The organism is Mesorhizobium sp. CNPSo 4670, assembly GCF_057784235.1.
In genome coordinates this window covers 106,087-118,850 of record NZ_JBWJFQ010000006.1, presented here as the reverse complement: position 1 = coordinate 118,850, position 12,764 = coordinate 106,087, and the positions used below count along the sequence as shown (strand labels likewise).

The following is a 12,764-nucleotide window of genomic DNA, read 5'->3' as shown; positions in this document are numbered from 1 at the left end:
CGCCGGCCAATCCACGAATGAAGCTCACCCGGCGCGCTCGATCCTTCGAGCGGCAACGAGGATTTGTGCGCCTGAGGGTGCAATCGAGGACGATTGGAATGCCGTTGCCAAGTTATGCCCTCGGAGCTATGGAGGCTTCGGTCTATGCGCCGGAAATCTTGGCGCGCGGCCTGACGTCAGCTCTGCCGCCAGCGCAGCCATCCGAAGGCCGCGCCGAGCCCACCGGGCTTGCCGCGCAAGCCGCTCCGCTGCTTTCGCTTCAGGGCATCGGCCTGTCGTTTGGCGGCGTCGTCGCGCTGGCCGATATCGACCTGTCTGTTCCATCAGGCGAGATCCGCGCCATCATCGGCCCGAACGGTGCCGGCAAGAGCTCGCTGATCAACGTCATCAGCGGTGTCTATCGGCCAGATCGCGGTCATGTCCTGCTCGATGATGTCGGCTATGCCCAGGTCCCGACGCAGCGGCTGGCGCATCTCGGCGTCGCCCGGACCTTCCAGAACCTCGCCCTGTTCAAAGGCCTCAGCGTCCTCGACAATGTCGCCTCGGGTCTTGCCTACAAGGTCCGCTCCAACTTCGCCGGCCAGGTGCTCGGCATCGGCCGCTCGCGCGGCGAGCAGCGCGACACTCTGAGCCGCGCCGATCAGATCCTCGAATTCCTCGACCTCAGCCCCGTTCGCGATCGCCTTGTCGGGACCTTGCCCTACGGGTTGCAGAAGCGGGTCGAGCTTGCCCGTGCGCTGGTCGCGCAGCCGCGCCTGCTTTTGCTCGACGAACCGATGGCCGGCATGACCGCGAGCGAAAAGGGCGAGATGGCGGGCTTCGTGCGTGCCGCGCGTGATCGCTTCGCCACCACCGTGGTGCTGATCGAGCATGATGTCGGCGTCGTCATGGGTCTGTCCGACCGCATCGCCGTTCTCGACTACGGTCGCAAGATCGCCGACGCCACGCCCGACGAAGTCAGGAACGACCAGCGCGTCATCGACGCCTATCTCGGCGTCGCCTCGGACAATGAGGACGGGGCAGGCATATGATCGCCGACTTCGACTACCAGTTCTTCATCGAAGTGCTCGTCGGTGGCCTGCTCTCCGGCGTGATGTACTCGCTGGTCGCCATCGGCTTCGTGCTGATCTACAAGACCTCAGGCGTGCTCAATTTCGCGCAAGGCGCGCTGCTCCTGTTCGCGGCGCTCACCTTCGTCAGCCTGGTCGAACGCGGCGTTCCGTTCGCGCTGGCGCTGGTGGTCACCTTCGCCATCATGGTGGCGATCGGCATCGCCATCGAGCGGACGGTGCTGCGGCCTCTCACCAACAAGCCGCCGATCACGCTGTTCATGGCCACGCTTGGCCTCTCCTACATCATCGAGGGCGCGGCCCAACTGATCTGGGGCACGCAGGTCCACGGCCTCGATCTCGGCATCGAGGACGTGCCGCTGGAGATCGGCGGCGTGTTGATCAGCCAGTTCGATATCTTCGCCGCCGTGGTGGCCGCCGGCATGGTTCTGCTTTTGTCGTTGTTCTTCCGCTACACCCGCATCGGCCTCAGCTTTCGCGCTGTCGCCGACGACCAGTTCGCGGCCCTCGCGGTTGGCCTGCGCCTGCCCTTGATCTGGGGCACCGTCTGGGCTGCTGCCGGTCTCGTCGCACTGGTGGCGGGATTGCTTTGGGGGGCTCGCCTTGGCGTGCAGTTCTCGCTGTCCCTGGTGGTGCTGAAAGCACTGCCGGTGCTGGTGCTCGGCGGCTTTGATTCCATCCTCGGCGCCATCGTCGGCGGACTGCTTATCGGCGCCAGCGAGAAGCTCGCCGAGGTCTATATCGGCGACTATTTCGGCGGCGGCATCGAGAGCTGGTTCGCCTATGTCGTCGCGCTCGTCTTCCTCCTGCTCCGTCCTTCCGGCCTGTTCGGCCAGAAGCTCGTCGAAAGGATCTGAGCCATGACCGCGATACCAAGCGATTTCTCCTCCGCGCCGGTGCTGCCGAAATGGATCGCGCCCGTCCTGCTGCTCGCCTTCGCCTATGGCGTCGTGCCGCTGTTTGGCTCGAGCTACCTGTTCGAGGCCATCCTGCTGCCGTTCCTGGCGCTCAGCCTCGCCGGCGTGGGCTTGAACATCCTGACCGGCTATGCCGGCCAGGTTTCGCTGGGCAGCGCCGCCTTCATGGCGGCGGGCGCCTTCGCCGCCTATAATTTGAACCTGCGGGTCGAGGGCCTGCCGCTGATCGGCAGCATTGTCCTGGCCGGTCTGGTCGCGGCCGCGATCGGCATCGTCTTCGGCCTGCCGAGCCTGCGGCTGAAGGGCTTCTATCTCGCGGTTTCGACGCTTGCCGCACAGTTCTTTGTCCAGTGGGCGCTGACCAAATTCAGCTGGTTCTCCAACGACTCGGCTTCCGGCGTCATCGATGCGCCAAGACTATCAATAGCCGGCTTTGCTCTCGATGGCGCCGTCGGCCGTTATCTCTTTGCGCTGACCATCGTCGCCATCGTGACGTTTCTTGCCTATCGGCTGGTGTCGTCGCAGACCGGCCGCAACTTCATCGCCATCCGCGACAATGAAACCGCCGCCGGTATCATCGGCATTCCGGTCCTGAAGACCAAGCTTCTGGCCTTCGCCATCTCGTCCTTCATCATCGGCGTCGCCGGCGTCATCTGGGCCTTCGCCTATCTGCGGACCGTCGAGCCGGATGGTTTCGACCTCGATCGGTCGTTCCAGATCCTGTTCATCGTCATCATCGGCGGCCTGGCCTCAATCCGCGGCGCCTTTTTCGGCGCCGCCCTCATCGTCGTCTTTCCGCTCGCTTTGTCTCGCCTCGGCGGTTTTCTGCTCGGCGATCTCTTTGACTCGGGTGTGCTCGACATGAGCCAGCGCATCGTGCTGGGCGCGCTCATTATCCTGTTTCTGATCCTCGAACCCGACGGGCTGGTAGCGCTGTGGGACAGAATCCGAAGACGGCTCCTGGCCTGGCAATCGACTTGAGCCATCGGGGGCAACCGCCCCGAACTGAAAATGAACCAGAGGCCGGACCCAAGACGGCCCCATACCGGGAGTACCCTAGCCATGACCTTCCTGAGCACCATCAAGGCGGCGGCGCTGTCCGCGGCGATGATCGTGTCGGTGGCCTTGCCTGCCGCTCACGCCGACGAACAATATTTCCCGCTGCAAAGCTACCGCGTCGGGCCTTACGCGGCCGGCGGCACCGGCTTCTTCGGCGGCTTCATCGACTATCTCAACCTCATCAACATTCGCGACGGCGGCGTCAACGGCGTCAAGCTGACCTGGGACGAATGCGAGACGCAGTATGAGGTTGAGCGCGGCGTCGAGTGCTACGAGCGGCAGAAGAGCCATGCCGGCGCCGCCGCCTGGAACCCGCTTTCGGTCGGCATCGCCTATGCCATGATCGACCGCATCACTGCCGACAAGGTGCCGCTGATCACCGTCAACCACGGCCGCACCGACTCCACCGACGGCCGTGTCTTCCCTTACGTCTTCCCGCTGCTGCTCAATCCCTACAGCGAGACGTCCGGCATCGTGAACTACATCGCCTCCAAGGAAGGCGGCATCGACAAGCTCAAGGGCAAGAAGATCGTCGTGCTCTATCACGGCTCGCCCTACGGCAAGGAGACCATCCCGATCTACGAGCTGCTGGCGCAGAAATACGGCTTCACCGTGCAGCAGATCGAGGTGCCGCATCCCGGCAACGAGCAGCAGTCGCAGTGGCTGACCATCCGTCGTGCCAAGCCGGACTTCGTCGTCCTGCGCGGCTGGGGCGTGATGAACCCGGTGGCGTTGAAGACGGCAGTCAAGGTCGGTTATCCCGTCGACCATATCGTCGGCAATGTCTGGTCGAATTCGGAAGAGGACGTGATCCCGGCCGGCGACGCCGCCAAGGGCTACACCGCCATCACCACCCAGGCCTCCGGCAACAGCTACCCTGTGGTGCAGGAGATCGTGAAGACGGTCTACGATGCCGGCAAGGGCAATCTGGAAGACAAGTCGCGCATCGGCTCGGTCTACCACAACCTCGGCATCGTCAACGGCATCCTCAATGTCGAGGCGATCCGTGTTGCTCAGGAGAAATTCGGCCATCGCACGCTGACCGGCGACGAGGTCCGCTGGGGCTTCGAACATCTCAAGCTCGATCCGGCCAAGGTCGAGGCGCTCGGCGCCAAGGACCTGTTCCACTCTATCAATGTCAGCTGGGACAATCACGAGGGCGAAGGCTACGTGACCTTCCAGCAGTGGGACGGCAAGAAGTGGAATGTCGTCTCCGACTGGATCGCGCCGGACTGGGCTCTGCTGCGGCCCATCATCGAGAAGTCTGCCGAGGCCTATGCCGCCGAGAAGGGCATCAAGTTGCGCACAGCCGATGACGCCGATGCCGTGACCACCAACTGATCAATCCAACCCGGTCGTCACGGCGAGTTGTCCGCGACGCCCGCCCTTTCTCGGTTTTCGAACCACGGGAAATAAGAGCTCATGCCGAACGATGACGTCATTCTTGTCGTGGACGCCGTCCATGCGACCTACAACCACGCCATCACCGCGCTGCACGGCGTCAACTTCGAGATCAGGCGCGGCGAGATCCTGGCGCTGCTCGGCGCCAATGGCGCCGGCAAGACCACCACGCTGAAGGCCGTCTCCAACCTGCTGCCGGCGGAGCGCGGTCAGGTCAACGCCGGCACCATCCGCTATGACGGCAGCGATGTCTCGCGCCGCCAGCCGGGCGATCTGGTGCGCGCCGGACTGGTGCAGGTGCTGGAAGGGCGGCATTGCTTCAAGAGCCTCACCGTCGAGGAGAACCTGGTCGCCGGCGGCATTGGCCGCAGCGGCCGCCGCGCCGAGATCAACGGGGATCTCGATCGGATCTACGGCTATTTTCCCCGTCTCAAGGAGAAGCGCCGGACCTTGTCCGGCCTCACCTCCGGCGGCGAGCAGCAGATGACGGCCATCGGCCGCGCGTTGATGTCGCGGCCGCGTCTTCTGGTTCTCGACGAACCGTCGATGGGGCTCGCGCCGGTCATCGTCCAGGACATCTTCCAGACGCTCCGGAAACTCAACCGCGAGACCGGCCTGTCGATCCTCGTCGCCGAGCAGAACTCGGCGGTCGCGCTTGGATATGCCGACCACGCCACGGTGCTCGAAAACGGTGTCTCCGTTCTCTCTGGTGCGGCCGCCGAGCTTCGCCAGCGTGAGGATGTGCGGGCCTTCTACCTGGGGCAACAGGCATCGCCGGCCGCCAAACCAGCTCACCTCCATGCCGTTGCCTGAACCGAAATACGAAGGAGCAGTAAAATGACCGTCTCGACCGTCAAGACCGACCACGCTTCCGCCGCCGTGCCGCCAGTCGCAAGGCCAACCGCGTCGGCGCACATCATCAAGGACGACGCCGAGGCGATCGCCATCGCTCACGCACTCGCCGCCGAATTCGCCAGGGGTTCTTCCCGGCGCGACCGCGAGCGAATCTGGCCCGTTGCCGAACTCGATGCGTTTTCGCAAAGCGGCCTGTGGTCGATCAATGTGCCGAAGGCATTCGGTGGTCCCGAATTGTCCTATGCCACCCTCGCCAGGGTGATCGAGATCATCTCGGCGGCGGATTCTTCGATCGGGCAGGTTGCGCAGAACCATCTTGGTGTCGTCGCCGCCATTCGTACGGTGTCGGATGCGGATCAGCAGAAGCTGCTGTTCGCCGAAGTGCTGAAAGGCACGCGTTTCGGCAATGCCTTTTCCGAGTTCGGCTCCAAGCGCGCCGCCGATTTCGAGACCCGCTTCACCGATGCCGGCGATCATGTCGTCGTCAACGGCCGGAAATTCTATTCGTCCGGCGCGCTGCTTGCCCATCTGGTGCCGATCGTGGCGCTCGATGACGAGGGCCGCGCCTGGTATGCAATCGCCGACCGCGCCGCGCCCGGCCTGACGGTGATCGACGACTGGTCGAGCTTCGGCCAGCGCACGACGCTGTCCGGCACCGTCATCATCGACAACGTCAAGGTGCCGAAGACGCATCTGGTGCCCGGCTACAAGGGCTATGACAAGCCGACCGCCGACGGCGCCATCTTCCAGATCATCCAGGTGGCGGTGGACACCGGCATCGCCCAAGCGGCGATCGACGAGACGGTCGGTTTCGTCAGGACTAAGAGCCGCGCCTGGATCGACAGCGGCGTCGACAATGCCTGGGAGGACCCCTACACCATCCAGGCCATCGGCGACCTGACGCTGCGCCTGCATGCGGCGCAGGCGCTGCTGGAAAAGGCCGGCCTGGCGATAGACCGGGGAGTGGCCGAGCCGACCGCCGAGACGGTGGCGCATGCGCAGGTCGTCACCGCCGAGGCGAAGATCCTGTCGACCGAAATCGCCATCGCTGCCACCAACAAGCTGTTCGAACTGGCGGGGACCCGCTCTACGCTGGCCGAGCACAATCTCGACCGGCATTGGCGCAACGCCCGCACGCACACGCTGCACGATCCGGTGCGCTGGAAATACTCCATCCTCGGCAAGTATTTCCTCAACGGCGAAAATCCGCCGCTGCACGCCTGGAGCTGATTTTCCACCGGCGGGCACAGGTTCGCCGCATCAGACATCGATCATCAAGAGGCCCACTGCCATGTCAAATCCAACAGTCGTCGGCTTTTCCGGCAACATCACCCGGCCGTCAAAGACGCGCGCCTTCGTCGATCTGGTCACCAGGGACATCGCAGCCCGTCACGGCCTGTCGGCGAGCACCTATGATATCGAGGATCTCGGTCCGTCGCTGGGAACGGCAAGATGGGGCCGCGATCTCGACAGCCAGGCGCGCCCAATCCTCGAGGAAATCCTCGCTGCCGACGTGCTCGTCGTCGGGTCACCGACCTACAAGGGCAGCTATACCGGCCTGTTCAAGCATTTCTTCGACCTGATCGATCCGGCCGCCCTGCGGGGAAAGCCCATCCTGTTGACCGCGACCGGTGGTGGCGAGCGGCACGCTCTGATCGTCGAGCATCAGCTGCGGCCGCTGTTCGGCTTCTTCGAAGCTTTCACCTTGCCCACCGCCGTCTACGCCACCGACAAGGATTTTACCGACGGCGTGCTCCGCTCCGATGCGATCCTGAAACGTGCGGCCCAGGCGGTGGACGAGGTCGGCTTCGTGCTGGCCAGCCGCTCAGCTGGAAGGATCGCCGCCGAGTAGCATTCCGCCGGCGGATTGCGACGATAATTCCTGTGGGCGTTGGCCTCGCTTACGCGCAATTTACGACCGCCCGCTACATCTGTTCCTGTCTGATTCGTCTGGGACAGGAACGTCATGAGCAAAGCCCTCACATCCTTCGCACTGGTCGCGGTGCTGACCGCCTTGCTCATGGCGTTGAGCTTGGCAGTGGCCAGGCACGGCTATCCCTATGGCGCGATCGGCGTAAGGCGGCTCGATGGCATTGCCGATGCCGGAACCTTCATTCCGCTTGCTGCCGTCTATTTCTTCAGCGCGCTGTTGATGATGATCTTGCCGATCAGGGCGGCCAGCATCGTTCTCACCCATGCCGCCGATGCGGTCTTCTGGACCGTGATCGTGCTGTTTGCCGCCATCGTCGGCTGTCTCGCCGCCAGATGGGCCTTCGGCCAGGGCAGCGCCGTGTGGGCGCTGCTGAACTGGCGGTTCCTGTTTGCAGCAGTGATCGTCGGTTGCCACTTCGTCATGAACGAGCTGCGCCGCAATGTGCTGCTGCGCAGCCTGTTCTTCGTGGTTTTCGCCGCCGCGACACTGGCCTGCCTGTTCTGGTCGTTTTCGCTCTGACCAGCTCGGATAGTAGCAGGCTAATCCAGTGACCCAGCGGCGATGTTGCTGGCTGCCGTTTCCATCCATGTCCAGAGATAGGCGGCAAGCCCGCGATCGACATGAATGCGCAGCCTGCCCTGATGGCGATAGACGATGGCGCTGATACCGGCGAAGGAAAGTGCTGCGCTGGCACTCGCTTGCCTGGGATCGAGTGTCGTCCCGCGCGCGATGAAAGCGTCGAGCGACGAGCCCTCGACCTCGAACACCTCCAGCCCGGCGCTGATCGCCGTCACCGCGAAGCCTTCTCCGTGCCAGCCCGTCGCGACGGGGAGTGGGCCGTTCGACACGACGAGCAGCCGGTCGCGCGCCAGCCGCGCCGCATAGCGGTCGCCTTGCGCCGTGCCGAAGGCACCGACCCCATTTCCGTCCAGGCCGGACGCCCGCGTCCAGGCGTCGAGATCGCCACTGACCAGCAACTGATTGAGGCCGGCGACCACGCGCACCACAAGGCCGGGTGCCGTGATGACCGCCGACGGCCAGTCCGGCGCGACAGACCATTTTTCAGCGAGATCACGCATGCAGCCGCTCTCCTGCCGTGTCGAAGGCGCAAGGGGCGGCAATCGTCGCACTCCTGACCTTGCCGAGGTGCTGGATGTCGATCGTCTCGCCGTGACGTGCCGCGCCGCGTTCGATCAAGCCAAGCGCCACGGCGCGGCCAAGCGTCGGGCTCTGGTAGCTCGAGGTGACAAAGCCCTGGCTGCGCAATCTGCCGTCACTCCGCCTGACGCCATGCGCGCCGGTCGGCAGCGGTGCTTCGCCTTGAGGCAGCGTCAGTCCGACAAGCTGCATGCGGTCGCCGCGCGAAGCCTCGTCGGTGAACAGCGAGCGGCGGCCGACGAATTCGCCCTGGCGTTTGGCGCGCGGACCCTCGACACCGAGATCATGCGGCAGCGTGGTGCCGTCAGTGTCCTTGCCGATGACGATAAAGCCCTTTTCCGCCCGCAGGATCATCAGCGCCTCGAGGCCGATGACGACCGCGTCGAACGCCTGGCCGGCATGGCGCAGATGCGTCCATAGCGGCTCGGCGCGATCAGCCCGGATCGAGATTTCGTAGCTCCTGTCGCCGGTGAAGCTGACGCGGGCGACGCGGACCTCGTCTCCGCCATACGAGCCTTGGCCGACCGCCATATGCGGCAGGTCGGCATCGTCGAGCGAGAGGCCGAGATCCAGCGTTTCGAGCAGTTTCCGGGCGTTCGGGCCCGAAACGGTCAGCGTCGCCATCTCGGCGGTGGCGTTATGGATGTAGACGGCGCCGCGCCCGAAGCGGTCCTGGCGCCATTCCTCCAGCCGCGCATGTACGGCAGCGACATGCGAGGACGAGCACGACACGACGAAGCGATGCTCGTCGAGCCGAACCAGCACGCCGTCATCGAAGACTACGCCGTTCTCCGACAGCATGAAGCCATAGCGGCAGCGGCCTGGTTTCAGCGTCGACATGGTGTTGTAGTAGATGAAATCGACGAACTCGGCCGCCTTGGGTCCGATCACCTCGATCTTGCCGAGCGTGGAACCGTCGAACAGCGCGACCGACTGGCGGGCACGCCGCGCCTCGTCCGCGATAGAGCGTTCCGCATCAGTGTTGCCGCCATAGTGGGCCGGGCGCAGCCAGCCGCCATATTCCTGGAAGACGGCGCCGCTAGAACGATGCACGCTCTCCAGCGGCAATCGGCGCACCGGCACCATCAATTCGCCGCCGCGCGCGCCGGCAAAGCTTGCCAGCGGCACCGGCGTGAACGGCGGGCGATAGGTGGTCGTGCCGACCTCCGGCACCGTGCGGCCGGTGATCCCGGCCATCAGCGCGAGACCCGGCAAGTTGGAGGTCTTGCCCTGGTCGGTCGCCATGCCGAGTGTGGTGTAGCGCTTCAGATGTTCGACCGAGACGAAGTTTTCGCGTGCCGCCAGTTCGACGTCCTTCACCGTGACGTCGTTCTGGTAGTCGATCCAGATGCGTCCCTTCGAGCCGGGCATCGGCCATGCCGCGAGGATGCCGCCCGTCGCTTCAGGTCCGGTGCTGCGCGGCACCGCTGTCGTGATCTGGCCGAGCGATGCAATCGCCTTGCCGGCGCCCGCAAACACCTCCGACAGGGAAACCGCACCGGCTGCGGCGCCTGCCACGGCGATGCCATCGACCGGATCGCCCGGCAGAAAGGCGGCGCGCGCCTCGCTCCAGGCGAGCTTGCCCCTCGCCTGGCCGAAGAGATGAATGGTCGGCGTCCAGCCACCCGAAACCACCACGCAATCGGCATCCAGCCTGGTGCCGTCATCGAGCGTCACGGCTTGGACACGCAACCTGCCATGCGCGGCGGCGAGGCTACGTCCCGCGATCAGCCGGACATTGGCAGGCTCGGCGGGAGTGCTGTCGAGCCGCAGATCGACAAGCGTGACTTCGGCGCCGGCCGTGGCGAGCGCCTCCGCCACTTCATAGGCGCTGTCATTGTTCGTGGCGATGACGATCCTGCGGCCGACCAGCACCGCATGCCGCCTGAGATAGGCGAGTGCGGCATCCGCCGACATGATGCCCGGCAGGTCGTTGTTGGCGAAGGGCAGCGGCCGCTCGATGGCGCCGGTCGCCAGCACGATCTGGCGCGGCCTGGCCCGCCACAACGTGTCCGGCCGTCCGTCGCGATGGCGCTGGTTCAGGCCGACCAGATTGTGGTCGTAGACGCCGAAGGCGGTGGTCGAAGGAAGGATCAGGTGACCGGCCGCGGCAAGCTCCGCAACCGTCTCCTTGATCCAGTCGGCGACCGGCTTGCCGTCGATCTCACCAGCCCGGTGGCCGAGCGAGCCGCCTGGCCTCTGTTGGTCGTCGACCAGCGTGACGGACAGACCGGCGCCGGATGCCAGCCTTGCCGCCGCCAAGCCGGACGGCCCCGCGCCCACCACCAGCACGTCGCAATGGTGGTTGATCTGGTCGGCTGAGCCTAGCGATGTCCAGTCCGTATCGACCTTGCCCAGTCCCGCCATGGCGCGGATGCGTGGCTCGAACATGTGCCAGTCCGGCCACATGAAGGTCTTGTAGTAAAACGCCGCTGGAATGAAGCGAGAAAAGCGATCGAGGAAGGCGTTGCGGTCGGCCAATGCGGTTGGCGTGGCGTTGACGCTTTTCGCCACCAGCCCGTCGCGCGCCGCCTCGGTCGTGGCTCGCGTGTTCGGCGTCGCCGGCACGCTGCCACCGATATCGACCAGCGCGTTCGGCTCCTCGACGCCGGCGCCCCAGATGCCGCGCGGCCGGTGATATTTGAAGCTGCGACCGACGACCACAACATCGCTGGCGAGCAGCGCCGAAGCGATGGTGTCGCCGGCAAAGCTATTCACGGTGGCGCCGTCGAAGCTGAAGCGGATCGGCCGTGACCGGTCTATGGCGCTGCCACCGGTGGCGAGGCGCGAGGCGGTCACGCCGCGTGCTCCCCACCGAGAGCGGTTGAGGACACCACCGTGTGGGTGACGGTGTCACGTTCCATGACGAAGAACTCGCCACAGTTCATATGCACCCAGATTTCGCGCGCCGTGCCTTTCGGGTTGGTGCGCAGATAGAGGTAATCGGCCCAGTGCTCGATCGGCACATCGACGCCATCCGGCCGCGTGTTTCCCGCTTCGCCGCCATAGTGGAACTCGGTCTCGTCGCGCGGACCGCAGAACGGGCAAGGGAAGAGCTGCATGAAGTCCTCTTAATGCGCGATGCCGGAGCCGGCCGCTTCGTCGATCAGCCGCCCGCTGGCGAAGCGATCCAGATCGAACGGACGGCTGATGTCGTTGTGCTTGCCGGTTGCCAGCAATTGCGCCAGCAGCGTGCCGCCGGCGGGGATGGCCTTGAAGCCCCCCGTACCCCAGCCGCAATTGAGGAACAGGCCGGGCAAGGGCGATTCGCCGATGATCGGCGAGGAGTCCGGCACGACATCGACAATCCCTGCCCATTGCCGCATCAGCTTCAACTGGCCGAAGATCGGGAACATCTCCAGCAGGCCGGCAATCACCGTCTCCAGTGTCGGCAGATTGCCGCGCTGCGCATAGGAAGGGATGCGGTCGAGCCCGCCGCCGATGACAATCTCGCCCTTGTCCGACTGGCTGACATAGACGCCTGTGCCTGGCGACAGCACCACCGTGTCGAGGATAGGCTTGACCGGCTCGGAAACGCACGCCTGCAGCGCGTAGGAGTTGATCGGCAGGCGAAAACCGGCCTTGGCCGCCAGCACCGAGGAATGACCAGCCACCGCCATGCCTATACGGTCGGCACGGATCGCGCCACGCGTCGTCTGGACGCCGCGGCAACGGCCGCCCTCGACGATGAAATCGGTGATCTCGCAGTTCTGGATGATGTCGACGCCGAGCCGGTTCGCCGCCCGCGCGTAACCCCAGGCAACGGCGTCATGGCGCGCCGTGCCGGCCCGGCCTTGCCAGATGCCGCCGAACACCGGGAAGCGCGCATCGGCCGAGAAGTTGTAGATCGGCGCCACCCGGCGCACATCCTCTGGCGAAAACAGCTCCGCATCGATGCCGTTGATCTGCATGGCGTTGACGGTTCGCGCCCCAACCTCCATTTCGGCGGTGCTGTGACAAAGATTGACCATGCCGCGCTGCGACAGCATGACATTGTAGTTCAGGTGCGTGGACAACCCCTCGTAGAGCCGGTGCGCCAGCCCATAGAGCTCGACGCTTTCCGGATAATAGTAGTTGGAGCGCACCACGGTGGTGTTGCGGCCAGTGTTGCCGCCACCGATCCAGCCCTTTTCCAGCACTGCAACCCGGCTGATATTATGGTTCTTTGCCAGGTAGTAGGCCGTCGCCAACCCATGACCGCCGCCGCCGATGACGATCGCGTCATAGGACCGCTTCGGCTCGGGCGAGCGCCAGGCAGGCTGCCAGCCGGTCTGGCCAGCCAGCCCCTCCTTGAAGAGCGACAAAGCGGAATAGCGACGGGTCATGGCGTCCCGGGCAGGGCTGATTTTCGGAATAGGGCGGGGATCATTG

At 64.9% G+C, this 12,764-nt stretch carries 12 protein-coding genes; 8 read left to right on the top strand and 4 right to left on the bottom strand.

Features of this window, described 5'->3' with window-relative positions; all coding sequences use genetic code 11:
- The first annotated feature begins 98 nt into the window (after positions 1-98).
- The 8 genes from AC0ZT5_RS13080 to AC0ZT5_RS13045 all read left to right on the top strand — a co-directional run bounded on the left by AC0ZT5_RS13080 (position 99) and on the right by AC0ZT5_RS13045 (position 7,754).
- Positions 99-1,031, top strand: a complete 933-nt coding sequence (locus AC0ZT5_RS13080) for an ABC transporter ATP-binding protein (RefSeq protein WP_488496772.1) — start codon at positions 99-101, stop codon at positions 1,029-1,031.
- Positions 1,028-1,927 (top strand): branched-chain amino acid ABC transporter permease, encoded by a 900-nt coding sequence (locus tag AC0ZT5_RS13075; RefSeq protein ID WP_488496771.1) that lies wholly within the window; start codon positions 1,028-1,030, stop codon positions 1,925-1,927. Before AC0ZT5_RS13080 ends, AC0ZT5_RS13075 begins: the two co-directional genes overlap by 4 nt.
- Positions 1,928-1,930: 3 nt before the next feature.
- A complete protein-coding gene (locus AC0ZT5_RS13070) occupies positions 1,931-2,968 on the top strand; it encodes a branched-chain amino acid ABC transporter permease (RefSeq protein ID WP_488496770.1) in 1,038 nt (345 codons plus the stop codon).
- An 81-nt stretch (positions 2,969-3,049) separates the two neighbouring features.
- Positions 3,050-4,387: an ABC transporter substrate-binding protein gene (locus tag AC0ZT5_RS13065; protein ID WP_136618300.1), complete on the top strand. Its 1,338-nt coding sequence runs from the start codon at positions 3,050-3,052 to the stop codon at positions 4,385-4,387.
- 81 nt (positions 4,388-4,468) lie between these two features.
- Positions 4,469-5,260, top strand: a complete 792-nt coding sequence (locus AC0ZT5_RS13060; RefSeq protein WP_488496769.1) for an ABC transporter ATP-binding protein — start codon at positions 4,469-4,471, stop codon at positions 5,258-5,260.
- A 24-nt stretch (positions 5,261-5,284) separates the two neighbouring features.
- The gene (locus AC0ZT5_RS13055) at positions 5,285-6,532 is read left to right on the top strand and encodes an SfnB family sulfur acquisition oxidoreductase (RefSeq protein ID WP_488496768.1); all 1,248 of its coding nucleotides are present in this window, start codon (positions 5,285-5,287) and stop codon (positions 6,530-6,532) included.
- Between the two features lie 61 nt (positions 6,533-6,593).
- Positions 6,594-7,154 carry an FMN reductase gene (gene msuE / locus AC0ZT5_RS13050; protein ID WP_488496767.1) on the top strand — a complete coding sequence of 187 codons (561 nt, stop codon included), beginning with the start codon at positions 6,594-6,596 and terminating at the stop codon, positions 7,152-7,154.
- A gap of 114 nt (positions 7,155-7,268) precedes the next feature.
- Positions 7,269-7,754 (top strand): hypothetical protein, encoded by a 486-nt coding sequence (locus AC0ZT5_RS13045; protein WP_488496766.1) that lies wholly within the window; start codon positions 7,269-7,271, stop codon positions 7,752-7,754.
- A 20-nt stretch (positions 7,755-7,774) separates the two neighbouring features.
- Here AC0ZT5_RS13045 and AC0ZT5_RS13040 read toward each other — a convergent pair whose 3' ends face one another.
- The 4 genes from AC0ZT5_RS13040 to AC0ZT5_RS13025 are packed head-to-tail and all read right to left on the bottom strand — an operon-like array spanning position 7,775 to position 12,718.
- Complete coding sequence (locus AC0ZT5_RS13040; RefSeq protein WP_488496765.1) at positions 7,775-8,314, bottom strand: hypothetical protein; 540 nt, start codon at positions 8,312-8,314, stop codon at positions 7,775-7,777.
- On the bottom strand, positions 8,307-11,192 hold the full coding sequence (locus tag AC0ZT5_RS13035; RefSeq protein ID WP_488496764.1) for a sarcosine oxidase subunit alpha family protein: 2,886 nt from the start codon (positions 11,190-11,192) through the stop codon (positions 8,307-8,309). Before AC0ZT5_RS13035 ends, AC0ZT5_RS13040 begins: the two co-directional genes overlap by 8 nt.
- Entirely contained in the window at positions 11,189-11,455 is a 267-nt protein-coding gene (locus AC0ZT5_RS13030; protein ID WP_488496763.1) for a sarcosine oxidase subunit delta, read from the bottom strand. Before AC0ZT5_RS13030 ends, AC0ZT5_RS13035 begins: the two co-directional genes overlap by 4 nt.
- A 9-nt stretch (positions 11,456-11,464) precedes the next feature.
- Positions 11,465-12,718 carry a sarcosine oxidase subunit beta family protein gene (locus tag AC0ZT5_RS13025; protein ID WP_488496762.1) on the bottom strand — a complete coding sequence of 418 codons (1,254 nt, stop codon included), beginning with the start codon at positions 12,716-12,718 and terminating at the stop codon, positions 11,465-11,467.
- Between the last annotated feature and the right edge of the window lie 46 nt (positions 12,719-12,764).

Coding starts and splice junctions, on each gene's coding strand:
- AC0ZT5_RS13080 (WP_488496772.1), top strand. CDS start 99: ATGCCGTTGCCAAGTTATGCCCTCGGAGCTATGGAGGCTTCGGTCTAT.
- AC0ZT5_RS13075 (WP_488496771.1), top strand. CDS start 1,028: ATGATCGCCGACTTCGACTACCAGTTCTTCATCGAAGTGCTCGTCGGT.
- AC0ZT5_RS13070 (WP_488496770.1), top strand. CDS start 1,931: ATGACCGCGATACCAAGCGATTTCTCCTCCGCGCCGGTGCTGCCGAAA.
- AC0ZT5_RS13065 (WP_136618300.1), top strand. CDS start 3,050: ATGACCTTCCTGAGCACCATCAAGGCGGCGGCGCTGTCCGCGGCGATG.
- AC0ZT5_RS13060 (WP_488496769.1), top strand. CDS start 4,469: ATGCCGAACGATGACGTCATTCTTGTCGTGGACGCCGTCCATGCGACC.
- AC0ZT5_RS13055 (WP_488496768.1), top strand. CDS start 5,285: ATGACCGTCTCGACCGTCAAGACCGACCACGCTTCCGCCGCCGTGCCG.
- msuE (WP_488496767.1), top strand. CDS start 6,594: ATGTCAAATCCAACAGTCGTCGGCTTTTCCGGCAACATCACCCGGCCG.
- AC0ZT5_RS13045 (WP_488496766.1), top strand. CDS start 7,269: ATGAGCAAAGCCCTCACATCCTTCGCACTGGTCGCGGTGCTGACCGCC.
- AC0ZT5_RS13040 (WP_488496765.1), bottom strand. CDS start 8,314: ATGCGTGATCTCGCTGAAAAATGGTCTGTCGCGCCGGACTGGCCGTCG.
- AC0ZT5_RS13030 (WP_488496763.1), bottom strand. CDS start 11,455: ATGCAGCTCTTCCCTTGCCCGTTCTGCGGTCCGCGCGACGAGACCGAG.
- AC0ZT5_RS13025 (WP_488496762.1), bottom strand. CDS start 12,718: ATGACCCGTCGCTATTCCGCTTTGTCGCTCTTCAAGGAGGGGCTGGCT.